The following is a 19,444-nucleotide window of genomic DNA, read 5'->3' as shown; positions in this document are numbered from 1 at the left end:
GTCGACGAACGAGTCGACGCGAGGTGGAACCTGTCCCGCCAGTCCAGTCGCTCGTCCGAATTACTCCGAGATCGACGAACCGTCGGGGCGCTTTGGCCCTTCGGCGTCGTGTACGACGATTCGATCGGTCGACTCGATCGGCTCGTACCGTTCGACGAGCGCGATCGCCTCTTCGAGCTCGCGGATCGCCCGCGCTTTGAGCGCGCGAGCGAGCGAGAGCGCATCGTCGCGATCGATTTCTCGACCGAGGCCCTCACACTCGTGGGCCCGCACGAGCCCCTCGCCGTCGACGGCCGTACCCATCGGTTGGCTCGTTCCTCCGAGAGCGAGGCTGAACGGATACGTTCGACAGATCAGCGGCCGGTCGGCGTGGACCCGACAGCCGCCGGCCTCGGATCCATCGTCGTAGAAGACGCAATCGCCACACGCGGTCGTCTGTAGTGCCCACTCGAACGTCTCCCCGACGGTCGTCCCATCGGGCGATTTCTCGAGACCGAACGGCATCGGACGCGCGACGTCCCGCCAGTCCGTCTGACCGTCCGTGTTCCCGACGAGGGAGCGCACTTCGTCGGGGAACACCGTCGCCGTGTGAGACGTACCTCCGTCGGGCGTGTCCGTGTTCGACGGACTACAGTCCGAATCGGATTCGGACCGACAACAGGCCCCACAGTGGGTACACTCGAATCCGATCGATTCGATCGCACCGGCGAGCACCGACGGATCGAGGTCGCGAGCCCGAGCGAGTTCCGTTTCGAGGGAGTCCACACCGTCGTCTCCGTCCGAGCGGCAAAAAGTCCGCCGGCTACGTTCGACCGCGTCGCGGACGAGCGCGGTTTCCGTCCCAGACGACGACGCCGTCGTCGTCGAGTTTCACGAGATGCGTCGCAACCGTTTTCCGTGCGAGCGACGCGACGCCGTCGAGGGGTTTGTCGTAACTCGCCTCGAGCACTTCGTCGATCGTCCGGGCGCCCGCCTCGACGGCCCGACGAATACGGTTTTCCCGCCGGAGACGGTGGTGTACGAGCCCTTGGATCGTAGTCGATGGGTGGTCGATGATCGGGCCGTGTCCGGGGAGCAAGGCGGACGGATCGAGCGATTCGAGACGACGGAGCGAATCGAGATAGGCGGACATGTCCGCGTCAGGGCCGGCGATGGCGACGCTTCCGCGAGCGATGGCACAGTCACCGCAACAGAGGGGGCCGTCGTCCGGAAGTTCGATCCCGACGTGATCGGCGGCGTGTCCGGCAAGCGCGATCACCCGTACCGACTCGCCGCCCAGGTGGATTCGATCGCCGTCGACGACGGTGGCGTCGGGGACGAGTCCGGTCGCCGACTCGAATCGATCGGCGAAGTCGGAGAGCGCCCACGTCGTGAGATCGTGTCGGTTCGCGTACCAGCGGAGGGCACCCACGTGATCCGGATGAGTATGGGTACAGACGACGTATTCGACGCCCCGGTCTTCGACCACTTCGTCCAGTTCGTCAGTTCGCGCGCCCGGATCGACGAGGACGGCCGGATCGCGCCCGAGAACGTACGCGTTCGTCCGTCCACCAGGGGCAGACGACTCGACGGGGACGGAGACGCGAGCAACCTCCATGCGGTTGCCCAGGTCGGGGAACGAAAAGTGGTTGCCGGTGTCGGTTCGGTCGCCACGGAGTTGCCACGCCACCTGGGCGGGATCGAATCGAGAGGGATCAGACCACGTCAGCGCGCGAGAATAGATCAGCGCGTCGGGGAGTAATTCAACGCGTAAGGAAGTACACGTGCTTTCTCGCGTCTTTGAAACTGTACCGCGAATCGACGAGACCGACTTCCTCGAGGCGGTTGAGTGCGTATCGAACGGTTCGATCGGGCAGCAGGGATTCCTCGACGAGTTGACCCTGCGAGAGCGGCGCGTCAGATTCGAGAACTTTTGCGACGAGTTTTGCGCTGGGTGGTAGCTCGCGCAGGCGGTCACGGTACTCCGCGTTCGAATGTGGTGGGTCGGGACTGGCAGCTTCCTCTGCGGTCGTGCTCATACCTACCGAGCGAGAGCCAACCCTGGTAAACGTTCCCTATATAGGTGTTCATATTCTGCAGTTAATTATAGGTATATAATGCCATACTAGTGGCGGTTACCTCCCCTCCGACTCGAGGTGTGAGGTTCCGTGGCCCACACGAAACGGGCCCGTCTGCCGTCGATCAAGTCCAGTATTGTTTTAACCCCCCGAGAGTCTACCAGTGAGTAGCGTGAAAGGACAGGAGTGGTACCAGGCCGACGACATCGCCGCCGAGTACGACGACAAGCGCTTCTCGCGGGGCGGTCAGTTGATCGACCAGCGCGAGAAGCGAGCCGTTCTCGACGCGGTTTCTCCCCTGGAGGGAAAGCGAGTCCTCGAAATAGCGTGCGGGACCGGTCGGTTCACAATCATGATGGCAGACCGCGGCGGAGACGTCGTCGGACTCGACATCTCCGCTGCGATGCTCCAGCAAGGTCGGGAAAAAGCCGACCGGGCGGGCGTCTCTGACACGCTCGAGTTCATCAGGGGCGACGCCGCACGGCTCCCATTTCCGGACGACCACTTCGACTGCGTGGTCGCAATGCGATTTTTCCACCTCGCAGACGACCCGCAGGCGTTCTTAGCGGAAATGCGTCGCGTCTCGCGTGGTCGAATCGTCTTCGATACCTTCAATCGCTTTTCGACGCGAAGCATCTACAACTGGGCCCTTCCGATGGGTTCGCGTCTGTACTCGAGACGCGAAGTAGAGGCGTTAGCTGACTCGCAGGATCTGGAAATCGTCGACGCCCAGCACGATTTCATCCTGCCGTACGGACTCTATCGAATTACGCCGAACTTCCTGGCCTCGCCGCTGCGACGCGTCGGGAGCGGCGTCGGCTCAATTCCGAAAGCGGACAGACTCGCGTCGGTTTCGTTCTGGACGACCGAACTCGAGTAACACCGGACGGCGAATTTATACGGCCGGATGAAATACTCACGAGTATGAAGCTCTCGGTGGTGGTCCCGACGCTCAACGATCGGGAGACCCTCCACTCGTGTCTCGACGCGCTGTCGTCGCAACTACCGGCCGAGAGCGAACTCATCGTGGTCAACGGTCCGTCGACGGACGGCACGTCCGGCACCGTTCGGGAACGGCAAGACGTCGACGTCCTGGTCGAAATCTCAGAGCGCGAGTCCGGCGTCGCTCGAAACGCCGGCATCGAAGTCGCCACCGGGTCCGCCGTCGGGTTCGTCGCCGCGACGCACACCGTCGAACCGGGATGGTATCAGGCGGTCGAGACGGCACTGTCGTCGGATTCTGACGTCGTCACTGGTCCGGTCAAGCGAGCGGATTCGATACCGACTGAACGGGATCCCGTTCGGTTCGCCGGTCGCTCGATCACCGTCTTCTCCGCCGGCAACGTGGTATTCGACCGAACGGTACTGGACCGGTTGGACGGTTTCGACGAAAACCTCTCACACGCCAGCGCGCGCGACGTCGCCCACAGGATCGGCGCCGGTGAGTACGTCGTCACGTGGAGTGCGGACATGGCCGTAACGCGAGACCGGGAGAAATCGGATGAACCCGAGAACTGGGGTGGACGCTATCGGTCTCTCAGCTATCGGCTCGCGAAGAACTACGGCCCGAGGCCGACGGTATTCACAAACACCGTCGGTAGCGCGATCCGTGACGGACTACACGGCGTCAGAGAAATCGCCAGCGGTGAAACCACCCCCACGACGTGGATACGAGACGGCGTCGCCGTCGTTAGCAATACGCTCGCTGGGTTGTGGCACGGATTCGGTGCCAGGTACCGGGATCGATCCGAAACGCGCAATCCGAACGGCGTCTCGAGTCGTCACGATCGAGCCGTCCAGGTCTACGACCGTCGAACCCGCGGAGAAGAGTGATACAGGGTTCTCTACTGCGGGTTGCAGGAGTGGTTCGTCACTCGCCGGTAAAGGTGGGGTCGCGGTCTTCGATTCGGGCCTCGAATCCCTCGCGGAAATCTCGGGTGTCTTCCAGTTCGCGTCCGAGCGAACGCTCGTAGGCGAGGCCCTGATCGAGCGGGGTATCGAGCGCCGCACGAAGGGCGCGTTTTGCGTTCTGGACCGCCAGCGGGGCCTTCGTGCAGAGATCGTCGGCGACGGATTTGGCCGTCTCGTCGACGTCGTCGGCGTCGACGACGTGATGGACGAGGCCGATCGATGCCGCCTCATCGGGTTCGATGTACGAACCCGTGTAGATCAGTTCCATCGCCTTCGAGAGACCGATGAGTCGAGGTAACCGCTGGGTTCCACCACCCTGGGGAAACGTCCCGAGAGACGTTTCGATGAGACCGTACGTGGCGTCGTCGCCGAGTACACGCAGATCGCAGGCAAGCGTTAGTTCGAACGCCGTCGCCGGCGCCGTCTGTTTGATTCCGGCGACGACGGGCTGTCGGGCCCGTTCGATCGTCGAGAGCAACTGCGGGAACGCCTCGTCGGCGATCGTCGACAGCTTCGAAAGTTCCTGTAACTGGTCGAAATCGATGCCGGCACAGAACGCGTCGCCGGAACCGAGCAACGTGATCGCGCGGATATCGTCGTCCGCATCGACACGACGGAACGCTTCGGTCAAATCTTTGATTAAATCGACGGTCAACGCGTTTCGCTTTCGCGGACGCGAGAGGTAGATATCCGCACGAGGACCGTCTCGATCGATCGCAGCCAGACCGCTCCCGACAGAACGCATACTGAAATCCATTCGTCGGTGGGACTTAATACTGCCTGCATTGAACTCTCATTGAGTGGTACCGGTTTCTCGACGATACTGGTGAAAATCGACCGATGGGGCGTCACGACGTCGGTGAAAGCGCATCGATGACGCGACAGGCGTTTTTCGAAAATGCCCGACGTAATAGATCCTCGGAGACGTCGAGCGTCAGTATTTCCATGACCGAGACGTTCGGATGGGTCGCCGGCGCGCCGCTGCCGAAGAAGACGCGGTCGGGATGTTCTACCAGCGCTCGCTCTAGTAGTTCTCGATACCGCACGAAACTCGTATCGAAGAAACAGGTATCGAATCGGTCGAGCAGTTCGATCGTCGACGCCATCGATTCGCGATCGAGCGGTCGATCACCGAAGTGGCTGAGAATAATCGGAAACGACCGCCCGAGGAGTGATTCGACGGGCGCGTCAGGTCGACCGTCGCGTCCGATCGACAGGATGAGCGGAAGATTCACCGATTCGAGTTGGTCGAGTACGGCTGAGTCAGGGATCCCGTCGACGCCCGGGTCGAGAACGAACCCGTGGAATCGATCGTCGTACGCGTACTGTTCGACGTCCGCAGGGGAGGTACACTCGGACCGCCGGTCGGAAAGGAGCGCTCGAAACCGGCTCGCTGGACCGGGGGTACTGGGACGCGGTCCGTTGATTCGGGCGAAGGCCACGAACGGTCGGTCGACGCTGAGACGGGCGACGCCGTTGTTGGCCTGGAGGTAGCTAGTCCCGGGTCGCGGGTTCGGACTGACGACCGCTCTGACGATACCCGCCTGGTGTAGCTCCCGCTCGAGTCGTTCCGGTGAAATCGGCCGACCACGGTCTCGTGGCCACGGCTCGTCGCCCGGCGTCAGTCGGGCGTTGACGTCGACGACGCGAAAACCGTGTTCCAGCTCCAGCATTCGTTCAGTCCATACGAGCGAATCCATATTGGCCTACCGGCTTCGACCTCGATCTCCGAGCGGGCGGGTCGACACCCCCTTGGTATTGACTGACAATCACCGGACGGGCCCGGGGCGTAGGGAAACAGTTATATAGAAGTGCTGATGATACCTTTAGTGAGGCATCAACAATGGCACAACAGCGACGCATGGGTGGACAACCGATGTTCATCCTCAGTGAAGACAGCCAGCGGACAGCGGGCCGAGACGCCCAGTCGTCGAACATCATGGCCGGAAAGGCCGTAGCCGAAGCGGTCCGAACGACCCTCGGACCGCGCGGCATGGACAAGATGCTCGTCGACTCGAGCGGCGAAGTCGTCATCACGAACGACGGTGCAACCATCTTAGAGGAGATGGACATCGAGCACCCCGCCGCACAGATGATCGTCGAAGTCGCCGAAACCCAGGAGGCCGAAGTGGGCGACGGAACGACGACCGCGTCAGTCATCGCCGGAAACCTCCTCGGCGAAGCAGAGGACCTCCTCGAACAGGACGTCCACGCGACGACGATCGTCGAAGGGTACCACGAGGCCGCTCGTATCGCGCTCGAGGCCATCGAAGATCAGGTACTAGACGCGGCCGTCGACGACGAGTTGCTCGCCCAGGTCGGCGAATCGAGCATGACCGGGAAGGGAACGGGCGGACTCACTCCCGCAGAGCTTGCCGAAACGGTCGTAACCGCGATCGATCACGTCAGCGACGACGACGGCGTCCACCGTGACGACGTCTCCGTTTACACGCAGGTCGGCGCGTCGACCAGCGCGACCGACCTGATCGAGGGGATCGTCGTCGACGAGGAGCCAGCTCACGATTCGATGCCGACGACCGTCGAGGACGCCGACATCGCGATTATCGACGTCGCACTCGAAGTGCGCACCGGGGAGGTCGACGCGGAGTACGCCATCGACTCCATCGACCAACTCAACGCCGCGCTCGATGCGGAAGAGTCCGAACTGCGCGGCTACGCCGAGACGATCGCCGACTCCGGCGTCGACGTCGTGTTCACGACCGACGACGTCGACAACCGCGTGGCCTCGTTCCTCGCAAACGAAGGCATCCTCGTCTACGAAGACCTCGGAAACTCCGATGTCCGATCGATCGCCTCCGCGACGGGGGCCCGACGTGTCGGCGCACTGGCTGACCTCTCCGACGACGACTTCGGACACGCAGACCGGATCCGCACCGAGCGGTTCGGCGACGAGGAACTGACGTTCATCGAAGGCGGCGACGCGGCAAAGGCGGTCACCGTCTTCGTCCGCGGCGGCACGAACCACGTCGTCGACGAACTCGAACGGGCCGTCGGCGACGCACTCGACGTCGTCGCGACCGCACGCGAATCCGGCGAGGTCGTCCCCGGTGCCGGAGCGAGCGAAATCGCGATCGCAGACCGCGTGCGCTCCGAAGCGGCCGGAATCGAAGGCCGCAAGCAGCTCGCCGTCACCGCGTTCGCTGACGCGATCGACATCGTCCCGCGAACGCTCGCGACCAACACCGGTCGCGACCCGATCGACTCGCTCGTCGATCTCCGCGCGGCCCACGAAGCTGACGGGCGTGCCGGGCTGATCACCGACGGCGAGACGGTCACGATCGACGACCCCGTCGAGTTCGGTATCGTCGACCCGGCAGACGTCAAGCGCGAGGCGATCGAGAGCGCCGCCGAGGCCGCGACGATGATCGTCCGCATCGACGACGTCATCGCCGCCGAGTAACGACGCCACAAAGTCCAGCGTTCGTCGACGAACGACTCTCCGCCGATCGATCTCTTTGGATCGTTCACCGCCGTTATCCACCTACCCACGTCAGTCGCTCGGGTCGCACAGTCACGAGTACCGATCTATCAGAATTCCCGCCAATGTTAAGTGTTAACATGGCGTATTCTGAGATGGTATGTCCAGCTACCACACCGGTGAAAACGGGCGCCGACGCTCCATCGAGGATACAGTGTACCGGGACGAAACAACGGGGACGTACCACGTGTGGGTGGACGCGAACGGATCGGCCGATCCGGCGGTCACGTCGATCATCACGGCCGTCAGCGTCGCGACGGGTCGAGATCCGCTCGAACTCGAGACACTCTCGAAGACGATCGATCCGGACGCGCTCGAACGCTTGCTCGACCACTGGCACCGACCCAACGGCAAACGGTCGCGAGCAATCATAACGTTCGAGTACGAGGGGTGTCGGATCACGATTACCGGTGATGGCTCCGTGGAAGTCGATCCGATTCGTTCTCCGCTCGAATAGACCGACGACCGCTCAAAATTGGTTGCTCGACGAATCGAGCGCTATCGAATCGGTTCGACGATCACGGAATCGCCAGGTTCTATACCGAATTCTATATCTCCGCGGCCTCGGTTGACGTCGAGTTCGAGGTTCCCGTGACTACCGACGACGAGCGGCGCACCCGCCTCGACCGAATCGAACGTCGTCCCCACCGACACCCGCCGTCCGTCGACGCGAACGGTCGACGCGTCGTCGACGAACGATCCGTCAACGTTCGTAACGCAGTTGCCGAAATCGTCGACTGCGAGGATCGTCGCGCGAGCGACGCCGTCATCGAACGCTAGAGACGGGAGGATCAATTCGACCGGATCGGCGGCTGGCTGTAGGCGGCCGATCGTAGCGAGATTACCGCGTGGAGTATCGTGGACAACCGTCGCCGCAGGCGCGAAGACGTCGCGACCGTGGAAGGTGGAACTGGCCGCATCCTCGTCGTCGATTCGATACCACTCTATCGGACCGGCCCCAGCCAGGCGTCCGACCGCCGGGTAGAGAACGCCGTTGTCAGGGCCGACGAGGACGTGTTCGCCGGCCCGAACGACGAGGGCGTCACGGTCCGTTCCCACGCCGGGGTCCACCACGATCAGGTGAACCGCCGGCGGAAAGGTCGGAAGAATTTCGCGTATCCAGAACGCCGCCGAATCGACGTCCTGACGCGGAGTCGTGAGCGACGTCGACGAGCGTGGCGCTGGTTGCTGACAGAATAACGCCCTTCATCGCTGCCGGATACGGGGAACCGAAATCTGACGAGAGTGTTATCACGGTCACTGACTGGTGATAGTCGGACAAAGTGGCGTCGGTACTCGCCGTCGATCGACGGACGGCCGATCACTCGACGAGTTCGCGAGCGTTGTGCCGCCAGGTCCGGACGTGCAGGACGTCGAGATCCAGCGCGGCGGCGACCGCGCCAGCGTGAATGGTAGCCAATCGTTCGGCCGATCGGACGCCGGCTTCGGCGAGTTTCTCGGCGTTTTCCCGACTGACGCCGGTGACCGCCGTTACCGGCGTCGGTTTGGGGTACGGTCGCTCGGCCGGTCGGCCGTGCTCGCCGGGAATCGTCCGTTCACCCGCGTGTTCGAACCCCTGCCAGTCGTCGGTCGCGCTCGCGGCGACCCAGGCACGCTCGTCGTCGCCGAGTCCCGAAACGGTCTCCGAGCGTCGATCGAGATCGCCGTCGGTCTCGAACGACCAGGCCAACGAAAAGTGACGGCGAAGTCGATCCGCCGTCTCCTCGTCGAGACCAGCATCGAGCAGCAGGCGGTAGGAGTAATCCTTCTCGACCACGCCGGCCGGATCGATCCCCTCCGCTTCGAGCGTCTCCGGTTCGACCTCGGCTTCCAGCAGCGTCGCTCGCTCGTCGGGCTCGAGTTCGCGCACACCTTCGACGCCAGGATCGACGACGTTTGGTTCACTCATGACGATTCTACAGGTTATCTGATCGAAGGAGGCAGAACCCTAAAGCGTTTCTCTCCCGGAACCGCGGTCACGAACGGATATCCCGGGTAGATCAAATTCAGGCGACCGTTGAAGGCGCCAGAGGGTGTCGGCTCTTGGGTACGCACCCACACTGAACCGGGCATCGAACGACGCGGATCGCCAGCTTAACGAGCGCAAGCCGGAAACGAACGGGTATGATTCGAGACGATATCGACCGAATCGGCGTCATCGGCGCCGGAACGATGGGAAGCGGTATCGCGCAGGTCGCAGCCACGACCGGGTACGACGTCGTCGTGCGCGACGTCGAGGCGGCGTACGTCGAGTCCGGATTCGAGACGATCGACGACAGTCTCGCGAGGCTCGCAGATCGAGACGCACTGACGGAGTCACCGTCGACGATCCGCGACCGCATCGACGGCACGACCGACCTCGAGGACGTCGCCGACTGCGACGTCGTCATCGAAGCCGTCCTCGAGCGGATGGACGTAAAGCGGGAGGTCTTCGCCGATCTAGAGCGAATCTGCGACGAGGACGTCCTCCTCGCGACCAACACGAGTACGCTCTCGATCACCTCGATCGCGTCGGCCCTCGATCGGCCTGATCGGGTCGTCGGCCTTCACTTCATGAACCCGGTTCCGATCATGGACGGCGTCGAGGTCGTCGTCGGCGAGAAGACGACCGCCCAGGCGGTCGAACTCGCTCACGACCTCGCCGAGGAGATGGGCAAAACGACCTGGGAGTCCGACGACAAACCGGGATTCGTGACCAATCGGATCCTCATGCCCTGGATCAACGAGGGCATTCGCGCCTACGACGAGGGTGTCGCTTCGAAAGAAGACGTCGACGCGGGCATGGAACTCGGCACGAACGTCCCGATGGGACCGCTGACGCTCGCAGATCACATCGGGCTCGACGTCTGCCTGCACGCGACTGAAACGCTCTACGAGGAACTCGGAGATCGGTACAAACCCGCGTACCTCTTAAAGCGAAAGGTGGAAGCGGGCGACCTCGGGAAGAAGACGGGCGAGGGATTCTACTCGTACGACTGATCGGGACGACGGGTCGGAGATACCATCGAACGCATGGTTGACGAGGCCCGATCGATTATCCCGGCCCGTTCGAAACCGGCTACACCGTACGATCTCGCGTGTTACACCCCGGCGACGAGTTCGACGAATAAGATGGTCGACGGGAGTAACACGGAACCGACGAGCTGCGTGAGGATGGACGGTGAGAGCGGGTACAGACGGATCTCCCGATAATCGTCGTACAGTTGCTGGAGGCGCTGGAGTTCGAGTTGCGTGACGACGTCGTCAACGTCGTGTGCCGACGCCGCCGAGAGGTCGGTCTGGATCGAACCGATTTCGTCGCCGAGTTCGTCCAGCCGTTCGACACGTTCGGCGTGAGCGGCGCGATTGACTAACCAGGTCGGATAGCAAAACGAGCCGACGATGACGAGGACGTAAACGACGACGGCGAGGTAAATCGGTTCCTGAAACGGCGTTCCCGCCGCCAGTTCGAACGCGAGCGGCAGCAACAACGCGCCCGAGGAGAGTAACAGCGTCGTTCGGATGGCGAAGTAGCCGACGGCACTGAGCCCGCCGAGCTTATCCGGGTGGTACGGATCGATCGACAGCCGGGTCCGTTCGACGAGCGTCGCGATGTACCCGACGGTTACGAAGGCGCCGTGAAAGCCGATACCGGTGAGCAGACCGCCCCAGACGAAAAAGAGCGCGACGCTCCAGAACAGCGGCTCCGTGGGACCGCCGATTCCCTGCGCCTCCAGGGTCGGCACCGAACCGAACAATACGACGAGCAATAGTATCGTCCACGGTACCACTGCCGCGGGGTACCACTCGGCGAATCGACGGTCGAAGCGTTCGGCGGTCTCGACGAGGACGTCCTCGTCGTCGACTCGCGCCGTCATGCGTCCCGCGAACGTCGTGAGCACGCGGACGTCGTAGTACCAGATCATCGACGGGAGCGCCGAAAGCAAGAGCGCTGCCGTCGCGTACGCCAGCACGAACGTCGCGCTCATAGACTCGGCGGCAACGATACCCAGACCGGCCAGGGCGATCGGCAGCCAGCCGAAGAGGAGAAAGCCGGCGACCAGCGGACCGCCAGGGAGTCCGGTAGCCGCCGATTCGATGGTCCGGCTCAACCAGATGGTTCGGTCGTCGTACTCGACGCTTCGGTCTCGTTCCGTCGCGTACCCCGTCGCCGGAATACGCCCCTCGCGCGTCATACCGGATACGTTACCAGTCGGACCGAATGGGTGTTTGGATTCCGGCGCGACCGGAAAACCGGGATCGAAATTAGTACGTCGACCGCCGCGTCTCCAGACCGGCGTCGATGAGGAACACCTAAGCCGCGAGGGACGATACCGCTTCGTATGGATTTTAGCCTTTCACCGGAACAACGTCAGATCCGGGATATGGTCGCGACGTTCGTCGACGAGGAAGTGATCCCGCGTGCAAGCGAGATCGATCACGAAGACGAATATCCGGCCGACCTGGTCAGCGAGATGGGTGACCTCGGATTGATGGGGATGCCGTTTCCCGAGGAGTACGGCGGTGCCGGGCTCGACTATCACTCCTACGCCATCGGACTAGAAGAGATCTCGCGAGGGTCGGGCGGACTCGGAACGATCGTGGCAGCACACACCTCGCTCGCGGGAAACATGCTCTTCGAGTTCGGCGATGAGGCGCAAAAAGAGCGGTACCTGACGCCGCTGGCCGAGGGACGAGATGTCGGCGCGTTCGCCCTTTCAGAAGCCGGTGCGGGAAGTGACGTTCCCGCGATGGAGACGACGGCGGACGTGGTGGGTGAGGCCGACGATCCCGACGAGTACGTCCTAAACGGCGGCAAGCTATGGATCTCGAACGGCTCCGTGGCGGACACTGTCACCGTCTTCGCCAAGACCGACCCGGACGCGGGTAACCGGGGTATCTCGTCGTTCGTCGTGCGGCCGGACGAAGATGACGGATTCTTCGTCGAGGGAACGGAGGATAAACTCGGAGATAAGGGCTGTCCGACGGCCGAACTTCGATTCGACGACGTTCGGATTCCGGCCGACAGACGTCTCGGCGCGGACGGTGACGGATTCATCCAGGCGTTAAAAACGTTAAACGGTGGGCGGATCACCATCGCAGCCCGCGGCGTCGGTATCGCACGCGCTGCCTTCGAGGAGGCCAGATCGTACGCGAACGAGCGCGAACAGTTCGGCCAGCCCATCGGTGAGTTCCAGGCGATCAAGCACAAACTCGCGGACATGGATACCAAAATACAGGCCGCAACACTCCTGATGCACAACGCGGCCGATAAGAAGATCCGCGGGGAACCCTACATCAAGGAGGCCGCACAGGCGAAGCTGTACGCGAGCGAAGTCTCTCGCGAGGTCGCAAACGAGGGGATTCAGATCCACGGCGGGTACGGATACACCAAAGACTTCCCCGCAGAGCGGTTTTACCGCGACGCGAAACTCAACGAAATCTACGAGGGAACCAGCGAGGTCCTTCGGAACACGATTGGCGATCGATTACTCCAGTAAGATCGGGACCCGGCTTCGTCCGCAATTGTCCAATTCAGCTGATTTGGGCCAGTAATAGCCAGTTGTGCGAGATAGTGACTAGATCGTTACAAAACTAATTCAACAACCGTTCAGTGACGAACGAGAGCGTTCGAACACCGTCTATACGGGCTGAAATACGTGGAAAACCGACCGATCGTCGATCGGATCGATTCACCAACACTCATTATCCACCCTGAATAAGTGTTCACCAATGAGTGAACAGTACGACGTCATCGTTGCGGGTGCTGGGCCGGCCGGCGCCCAGTGCGCGCGCGACCTGGCGACACGGGGATACGACGTACTCGTCCTCGAGACCGAAAACGAAGACGAGTTCCCAAAGACCAGCAACAAGTCGACGGCCGGTACGTTCCCGTCGATGATCACCTCGTTCGGCGTGCCGGACGACGTGGTGATGAACTTCACCGACAAGGTCGTCCTCGAATCGCCGAACAACCACTACACTCGCCACCACCCCGGAGCGGTCCTCGAGTTCGCTGACTTCAAACGGTGGCTCGTCGAGGACGGTCGCGAGAAGGGCGCAGAGTACCGGTTCGACGCGCGAGTCACCGCCCCAATACTGGAAGACGGCGAGATCGTCGGCGTCAGATACAACGGCGACGAGGAGGTACGCGCCGAAATTACGATCGATGCGACGGGACCGAGCGCCCCACTCGCGAAGGCGCTCGACGTGAGCGATCTCCGGCGGGAGAACCACGCGATCGGCATCGAGTACGAGCTGACGGGCGTCGATCTCGATCACCCGGAATACGGCGACCTGACGGACGCGATGATGCTAAGACTCGATCACGACCTCGCGCCAGGCGGTTACTCCTGGATCTTCCATACGGGCGACGACGAGGCCAAGGTCGGCATCTGCTACATCCAGAACGAGAGTCATCGCGAGAACGCGCGCTCTGATTTCAGCGTCGACGACTACCTGCAGTACTGGATGGACACCGATCCACGCTTTGCGAACGCAGAACGGAAAGAAGGCGTCCAGCACCGCGGCTCGGCACACATCCAGATGCCTGGATCGATGTCGACCGACCGGTTCATGGCCATCGGCGATACGGTTCCGACCGTCGACCCAGTCTGGGGCGAAGGGATTCACAAGGGGATGAAATCGGCCCGCGCGGCCGCGATTACCGTCGAAGCCTGTCTCGATAAGGGTATGACCGATACGAGCGCCGAACAGATGAGCCTCTACGACCGCCTCTGGCACCGGGACGTCGCCCCCAACCACCGGCGACGGCTGCTCATGACCGAATTGCTCTACCTGGCCCCGAACGAGCGCTACGATCGGTTCATGGAGGACCTCCACAGCCTGGACGAAGCGACGCTCCGAAAGCTCAACAACGGCAATCCGCTCGCCGTCGCGAACCTCCTCCACGTAGACGACATCGGTCTCCTTCGCGAATTCGTCCGCGACAGGGTCGCGTTCGACCTCGACGGTTTCCTCCCGAAACCGGTCAACAAGCAGCGAAGCGGCGCTTCTGCGGCGTTCGAGTTCAAGTAAATCGGTTGAAACATTTTGCATTTCTTCGGTGTCCCGATTCTCCCCACCGGTCATCGTGCGTAGCGGACCCCTATAACGCAGGTACGTGCGGCGTTCTACTCGAACACGCTCACTAGGGCGTCACCCATTATCACTGCGTCCGTCGTACGCGGCCCATGGTCGACGACCCCGAGACACCGTGGTACGAGACACGGCCCGGGTTGATGGGCGTCGGGATCGTCGCCGTTGGGGTAGCGACCCTCGTTATTCTCCCCTATCTGAATTACGTGCTCCTCGCGGTTGTCCTCGCGTACGTTCTCTACCCCGGACAGCGGGCACTCGAACGGTACGTCAGTGCAACGGTCGCCGCGTCACTCCTCGTGGTCGTCGCGATCGTCGCGATTCTCGTTCCGGTCGGATACCTCCTGGCCGTCGCGATTCGGGAAGCACTCGAAGTACTGACGGCCGTACAGGACGGCGAATTCGGGCTCGAGGATATCGAGGGCCGACTCGAAGATACCGGTTACGCCGTGGAGCTGGAGGAACTGATCGCCGCCTATCGCGAGCCGATCACGATGGGACTACAGGGACTGGCGACCAGCGCGATCGAACTCGTAAGCGGCGTTCCAGGGGTGTTGATCGGGTTGACCGTCACGCTATTCGTTCTCTTTTCGTTGCTTCGCGACGGCGATCGGCTGGTCGCGTGGGCGCAGGCCATCGTCCCGCTCGAACCGCGGGTAAACGCGCGTCTTCTCGCTGGACTCGACGAGCTGATGTGGGCGTCGGTCGTCGGAAACGTCGCCGTGGCCGCTATCCAGGCGATCCTCCTCGGAGCCGGACTGCTCGTTCTCGGAGTGCCGGCCGTAGCCTTTCTGATCGTCGTCACGTTCGTGTTCGCGCTCCTTCCCCTGATCGGCGCGTTCGGCGTCTGGCTTCCGATATCCATCTACCTGATTGCGACCGGTCAGCTCGTCGCCGGTGGTGTCCTGATCGGTTACGGTTCGATCGTCAGCGCCTCGGATATTTACCTCAGACCGGCGCTGATCGGGCGCAGTGCCGCGTTCGACCCGGCCACGATGGTGCTCGGAATCTTCGGGGGCATCGTCGTATTCGGGGCCGTCGGACTCTTCGTGGGTCCAGTCGCCCTCGGCGGCGCGAAGATCGCCCTCGACGTCGTCGCCGACGAACGCAAGAGAGGAGACGATCCGCTCGAGTGAGGACCCACGAGCGAGACGGATCGTTCCAAGTGATTTCTGAGTGAAAATATCGGTTCCGACGGTAAGTTGAGCGTAACCAGGACGATCGGTGAGAGTCGCCCTCTCAGATCAGCGTTCGGCCGTTTGGGCTGTTACCCACTCGACGTGGGAGTGAACGCGACGCTCGCCGGTCTCCGAAAGCGCGTATACGTCGTGGACGCCGTCGGTCTCGTTCGTGAGGAACCCGGCGTCAACTAGCGCCGACAGCGACCCGTAAAACGAGGACGGTTCGATACGCTCGTCGTAGTGTGATTCGAGTTCCGACTTGAGCTGTTGCCCGCGCAACCCGTCGGTCCCGATGAGGAGATAGCAGATATCGCGTCGTCGTCCGCTCTGTAACCACTTGCTCATACCACATCATGTGCTTCCCGAGAGTCGATCGTTTCGATTTAGCCGGCTCCAGTCGGAAGCGACCAGATGCAGATTCCACGACGGAGGATCGATACGTTGGCGTACCCTCGCCGGAAAGACCGATGCATGAGCACGGAGACGGAGGCGAGGGCCGCCGGCATCGTCGCCAAGTATCGAGAGACGCCGAGTGAACGGCAGCTCGTGTTCGAGGCCGAAGACGGATCGAGAACGGCCGCGATCGCCCAGAACGTCGACGGATACGCGATGTTGAAGGTCAGACCGACCGCCGACGGTGACGAAATAGAACGGTACTACGGGTTCGATATGGCCCTCGATCACGCGGGCGAAGTACTCGGCGTCCCGCCGACCGACCTCCCCGTCCCTACCGCGGCAGCCGACATGGGAATGTGAGGACGACCGATCGGGACGAAAACGGGAACCCTAAGTACGATCGAACGAAGCTATACGTAGCATCCGTGACCGCCGAGGCCTTTCCATCCCCGATTCGGACCCGCACTCGATTTGCCGGTGCGCTGACAGCGACGGCCCTCGGCGTCTACCTCCTCATCGTGATCGGTGCGACGACTTCTGTGACCAACGCCGCAGCGACCTGCTCCACCTGGCCGACGTGTACGACGCCGACCGACCCGTTGAGCCAGACCGAATTGGCAATCGCGTGGGGTCACCGACTCGCGGCGCTCGTCGTCGGCGGGTTCGTCCTCGCGGCGACGATCATCGCCTGGCTGGGTGCAACAACCGCCAGAGTCCGCTACACGCTCCTGGCCGCGTGCGGACTGTACGCCATCCAGATCGGTATCGGCGCCGCGACGGCGACGCTCGGCCCGGACGCCATCGTCCCAGGCGTCCACCTCGGCCTCGGCGTCGTCACCTTCGGGGCGATCGTCCTGGCGCTCGCGTGGGAACTCGAATTCGCGACCGGAAGTGACGACGTCGATCTGACCGTCGTGCCAGAGCCTGCCGAGCCGGTGGACGAACCGGCGGATTCGCGCGATCGACCCATCCCGGACGGCTTCGTCTCCCGCACGCGATTGACCCTCGCCGCCTACCTCTCAATGACGAAACCGCGGCTGATGTGGTTGCTCTGTCTCGTCGCCGCGGCCGGGATGGCACTCGCCGCCGGGCCCGCGCTGGATCGCTACACGCTCGTCGCCACGCTGACCGGCGGCGTGCTCGCGATCGGCGCCTCGGGAACGTTCAACCACGTACTCGAACGCGACGTCGACAGGCGCATGAACCGAACGGCCGATCGCCCGCTCGCCACCGATCTGGTGCCGATCAGCCACGCGATACTGTTCGGTCTCGCGCTGACGGCCGCCTCGGTATCCGTCTTTCTCACCATCAATACGCTCGCCGCCGCGCTCGGACTGATCGCGATCGTATTTTACAGCGTCGTCTACACGCTCGTTTTGAAACCGAACACCGTCCAGAACACCGTCATCGGCGGCGCCGCCGGGGCGCTACCGGCGCTCATCGGCTGGGCCGCTGTGACCAACGAAATCGGCATTCCCGCGCTCGCACTCGCCGGCGTGATCTTCCTCTGGACGCCCGCACACTTCTACAACCTGGCGCTGGCTTACCGCGACGACTACGCACGCGGCGGATTCCCCATGCTCCCCGTCGTTCGTGGTGAGACCGTGACCCGTAAACACATCGTCTACTACCTTGCGGCGACGCTCGTCGGCGCGGCGGTTCTCGCGTGGCTGTCGGGGCTCGGCATCCTCTACGCGGTGACGGTCGTCGTCTTTGGAGCGATATTCCTCTGGGCCGCCGTCGACCTCCACTTCGAACGCTCCGATCGAGCCGCGATGCGTTCGTTCCACGCCTCGAACGCCTTCCTCGGCGCCGTCCTCGTCGCGATTCTGGTCGACGCGATGCTCATCGCATGACGCGAGTGGAAGTCGGCCCCGTTACGATTCGGCAACCGCCAGCCGAAATTCTACTCGGCTGGGGGTTCATCCTGGCGATCCAGGCCGCGCTACTCGGCGCGTATCTCGTCGCTCGCGACGTCTCACCGACGTTCTTTCACCTGGCGCCGTTCGTCTGGATCAACGTCGGGCTCTGGGCGTTCCTCAGAACGCGGCCACCATCCGTCGTCGGACGTCGCCGTCTGATCGCGGCGTCGATTGCGATCGGTTACTTCTTACTCGTAAGTTACGTCGGCGGTCTCTACGGGATTCATCCCTCCGGCCACGGGAGGCCGGTCACGGGCTGGGAGATACGGAGTACCCTCCCGCCCGGGTACGGACCCGCGATATTCTACGTCGGCGACGGACTTCGGCTGGCGATCGTGCCGTACCTCGTCGTCGGATACGCGGCGATCGCCTATCTGGTGTACGTGACGGTGCTCGACGCCTCCCGATCGGTCGCCGGTGGCGTGTTCGGACTGATCGCTTGCGTGGGCTGTGCGTGGCCGATCATCGCACCGATCGTCGCGGCGGTCATCGGCGGTGGCGCAGTCTTGACCACCGCTACGTACGAATTCCGATACGAGGTTTCGACGATCGCATTCCTGGCCGCGATTGCATTTCTCGTCTGGCGTCCGATGGACCGCTAATTCCTGGGGACGGCGGCGAGTCCAGATTCTCGATCATCGCCTGGCCGCGTCGATCCACCCGCGGTACTCCTCGGTCAGGTCGACGTCGACGATCGGTGCCGCTCTGGCGATCACGCACCCCATTCGAGGGTGTGACCGGGTTCAATTCCCCGATCCGCCGTCCACTCGTAGACGACTTCGAGGATGTACTGGCCACGACCGGGATACCGATGGGATTCACCGTCCTCGTCCGGCCCTGGAGCCGGGGCGTGGTGAATCGTCGTAATCTGCCCGTCATCGTCGGCGTAGACGATATCGATGCCGAAGTCCATCTCGCGCATGACGAACGTTCGGTCGTCGACGTCGTCGTAGACGAACAGCATTCCCCGATCCTCGGGGAGGTACTCTGTATCACTGAGCCCGAGGTACTGCAGTTCCCTCGTGTCGGCGATGGCCGCGGTCACCGACCCGAGTTCGGCGTTCTCATCCGACGCCACGACGACCTCGGTGGTCTCGTACCCCTCGTGCACCTCGGTTTCGTCGCTTCCCTGTTCTGGTTCGTCGCTCGCCGCGTCGGTTCCGGAATCGTCAGATCGAACCGACGGCCATCCGATACCGCCGGTACAGCCCGCCAGAACGACGCCGGCGAACGTCGCGGTCACCGTCTGTGCGAACCGTCGTCGATTCGCGCGCCGGTCGCGATATCCCATACTACCCACTCATCACCATCTACCCGATAAACGGCGATCACCGAATTGGAGACTGTCATCGAACGCGATCAATCTGCACTCCGAAGATTCCGACAGGTTTCGAACGTGCG

At 62.7% G+C, this 19,444-nt stretch carries 20 protein-coding genes and 1 pseudogene; 11 read left to right on the top strand and 10 right to left on the bottom strand.

Annotated elements, in window-relative coordinates:
- Positions 1–60: 60 nt before the first annotated feature.
- The 3 genes from NKH31_RS14525 to NKH31_RS14515 form a co-directional block, all read right to left on the bottom strand.
- Positions 61–765, bottom strand: coding sequence for a YkgJ family cysteine cluster protein (locus tag NKH31_RS14525; protein WP_254862509.1), 705 nt, complete (start codon positions 763–765; stop codon positions 61–63).
- Positions 766–802: 37 nt separating this feature from the next.
- Positions 803–1,597: an MBL fold metallo-hydrolase gene (locus NKH31_RS14520; RefSeq protein ID WP_254862508.1), complete on the bottom strand. Its 795-nt coding sequence runs from the start codon at positions 1,595–1,597 to the stop codon at positions 803–805.
- 145 nt (positions 1,598–1,742) lie between these two features.
- A complete protein-coding gene (locus NKH31_RS14515; RefSeq protein ID WP_254862507.1) occupies positions 1,743–2,018 on the bottom strand; it encodes a helix-turn-helix domain-containing protein in 276 nt (91 codons plus the stop codon).
- 211 nt (positions 2,019–2,229) lie between these two features.
- Between NKH31_RS14515 and NKH31_RS14510 the strand changes: the two genes are divergently transcribed.
- Positions 2,230–2,937 carry a class I SAM-dependent methyltransferase gene (locus NKH31_RS14510; RefSeq protein WP_254864820.1) on the top strand — a complete coding sequence of 236 codons (708 nt, stop codon included), beginning with the start codon at positions 2,230–2,232 and terminating at the stop codon, positions 2,935–2,937.
- Between the two features lie 44 nt (positions 2,938–2,981).
- The gene (locus NKH31_RS14505; RefSeq protein ID WP_254862506.1) at positions 2,982–3,890 is read left to right on the top strand and encodes a glycosyltransferase family 2 protein; all 909 of its coding nucleotides are present in this window, start codon (positions 2,982–2,984) and stop codon (positions 3,888–3,890) included.
- Positions 3,891–3,927: 37 nt separating this feature from the next.
- Here NKH31_RS14505 and NKH31_RS14500 read toward each other — a convergent pair whose 3' ends face one another.
- Both NKH31_RS14500 and NKH31_RS14495 read right to left on the bottom strand, forming a co-directional pair.
- Positions 3,928–4,713, bottom strand: a complete 786-nt coding sequence (locus NKH31_RS14500) for an enoyl-CoA hydratase/isomerase family protein (protein ID WP_254862505.1) — start codon at positions 4,711–4,713, stop codon at positions 3,928–3,930.
- 103 nt (positions 4,714–4,816) lie between these two features.
- On the bottom strand, positions 4,817–5,641 hold the full coding sequence (locus tag NKH31_RS14495; protein ID WP_254862504.1) for an amidohydrolase family protein: 825 nt from the start codon (positions 5,639–5,641) through the stop codon (positions 4,817–4,819).
- A 203-nt stretch (positions 5,642–5,844) separates the two neighbouring features.
- Between NKH31_RS14495 and thsA the strand changes: the two genes are divergently transcribed.
- Positions 5,845–7,389 (top strand): thermosome subunit alpha, encoded by a 1,545-nt coding sequence (thsA, locus tag NKH31_RS14490; protein WP_254864819.1) that lies wholly within the window; start codon positions 5,845–5,847, stop codon positions 7,387–7,389.
- Positions 7,390–7,567: 178 nt separating this feature from the next.
- On the top strand, positions 7,568–7,924 hold the full coding sequence (locus NKH31_RS14485) for a HalOD1 output domain-containing protein (protein WP_254862503.1): 357 nt from the start codon (positions 7,568–7,570) through the stop codon (positions 7,922–7,924).
- A gap of 41 nt (positions 7,925–7,965) precedes the next feature.
- Here NKH31_RS14485 and NKH31_RS14480 read toward each other — a convergent pair.
- Positions 7,966–8,722: pseudogene (locus tag NKH31_RS14480) on the bottom strand (SAM hydrolase/SAM-dependent halogenase family protein).
- Between the two features lie 66 nt (positions 8,723–8,788).
- On the bottom strand, positions 8,789–9,376 hold the full coding sequence (locus NKH31_RS14475; protein WP_254862502.1) for a hypothetical protein: 588 nt from the start codon (positions 9,374–9,376) through the stop codon (positions 8,789–8,791).
- A 215-nt stretch (positions 9,377–9,591) separates the two neighbouring features.
- Between NKH31_RS14475 and NKH31_RS14470 the strand changes: the two genes are divergently transcribed.
- A complete protein-coding gene (locus tag NKH31_RS14470) occupies positions 9,592–10,446 on the top strand; it encodes a 3-hydroxyacyl-CoA dehydrogenase family protein (protein WP_254862501.1) in 855 nt (284 codons plus the stop codon).
- Between the two features lie 101 nt (positions 10,447–10,547).
- On the opposite strand, the gene NKH31_RS14465 is transcribed toward NKH31_RS14470, so the two are convergent.
- Positions 10,548–11,642 (bottom strand): hypothetical protein, encoded by a 1,095-nt coding sequence (locus tag NKH31_RS14465; protein ID WP_254862500.1) that lies wholly within the window; start codon positions 11,640–11,642, stop codon positions 10,548–10,550.
- 147 nt (positions 11,643–11,789) lie between these two features.
- Between NKH31_RS14465 and NKH31_RS14460 the strand changes: the two genes are divergently transcribed.
- The 3 genes from NKH31_RS14460 (at position 11,790) to NKH31_RS14450 (ending at position 15,680) form a co-directional block, all read left to right on the top strand.
- Complete coding sequence (locus NKH31_RS14460; protein WP_254862499.1) at positions 11,790–12,947, top strand: acyl-CoA dehydrogenase; 1,158 nt, start codon at positions 11,790–11,792, stop codon at positions 12,945–12,947.
- A 232-nt stretch (positions 12,948–13,179) separates the two neighbouring features.
- Positions 13,180–14,484, top strand: a complete 1,305-nt coding sequence (locus NKH31_RS14455) for a digeranylgeranylglycerophospholipid reductase (RefSeq protein WP_254862498.1) — start codon at positions 13,180–13,182, stop codon at positions 14,482–14,484.
- Between the two features lie 155 nt (positions 14,485–14,639).
- Positions 14,640–15,680 carry an AI-2E family transporter gene (locus NKH31_RS14450; RefSeq protein WP_343217283.1) on the top strand — a complete coding sequence of 347 codons (1,041 nt, stop codon included), beginning with the start codon at positions 14,640–14,642 and terminating at the stop codon, positions 15,678–15,680.
- Positions 15,681–15,788: 108 nt separating this feature from the next.
- Here the strand turns inward: NKH31_RS14450 and NKH31_RS14445 are convergent, their stop codons facing one another.
- Positions 15,789–16,070, bottom strand: a complete 282-nt coding sequence (locus NKH31_RS14445) for a helix-turn-helix transcriptional regulator (protein ID WP_254862497.1) — start codon at positions 16,068–16,070, stop codon at positions 15,789–15,791.
- Positions 16,071–16,196: 126 nt separating this feature from the next.
- On the opposite strand from NKH31_RS14445, the gene NKH31_RS14440 reads away from it, so the two are divergent.
- The 3 genes from NKH31_RS14440 to NKH31_RS14430 all read left to right on the top strand — a co-directional run bounded on the left by NKH31_RS14440 (position 16,197) and on the right by NKH31_RS14430 (position 18,645).
- Positions 16,197–16,481: a DUF7111 family protein gene (locus tag NKH31_RS14440; protein WP_254862496.1), complete on the top strand. Its 285-nt coding sequence runs from the start codon at positions 16,197–16,199 to the stop codon at positions 16,479–16,481.
- Between the two features lie 65 nt (positions 16,482–16,546).
- On the top strand, positions 16,547–17,977 hold the full coding sequence (locus NKH31_RS14435) for a heme o synthase (protein WP_254862495.1): 1,431 nt from the start codon (positions 16,547–16,549) through the stop codon (positions 17,975–17,977).
- A complete protein-coding gene (locus NKH31_RS14430) occupies positions 17,974–18,645 on the top strand; it encodes a DUF7546 family protein (RefSeq protein WP_254862494.1) in 672 nt (223 codons plus the stop codon). Before NKH31_RS14435 ends, NKH31_RS14430 begins: the two co-directional genes overlap by 4 nt.
- A gap of 110 nt (positions 18,646–18,755) precedes the next feature.
- Here NKH31_RS14430 and NKH31_RS14425 read toward each other — a convergent pair whose 3' ends face one another.
- On the bottom strand, positions 18,756–19,334 hold the full coding sequence (locus tag NKH31_RS14425) for a DUF192 domain-containing protein (protein WP_254862493.1): 579 nt from the start codon (positions 19,332–19,334) through the stop codon (positions 18,756–18,758).
- Positions 19,335–19,444 lie beyond the last annotated feature (110 nt).

The sequence above is a fragment of the Halovivax gelatinilyticus genome, from assembly GCF_024300625.1.
Classification (GTDB): domain Archaea; phylum Halobacteriota; class Halobacteria; order Halobacteriales; family Natrialbaceae; genus Halovivax; species Halovivax gelatinilyticus.
This window is presented reverse-complemented; position numbering and strand designations above follow the sequence as displayed.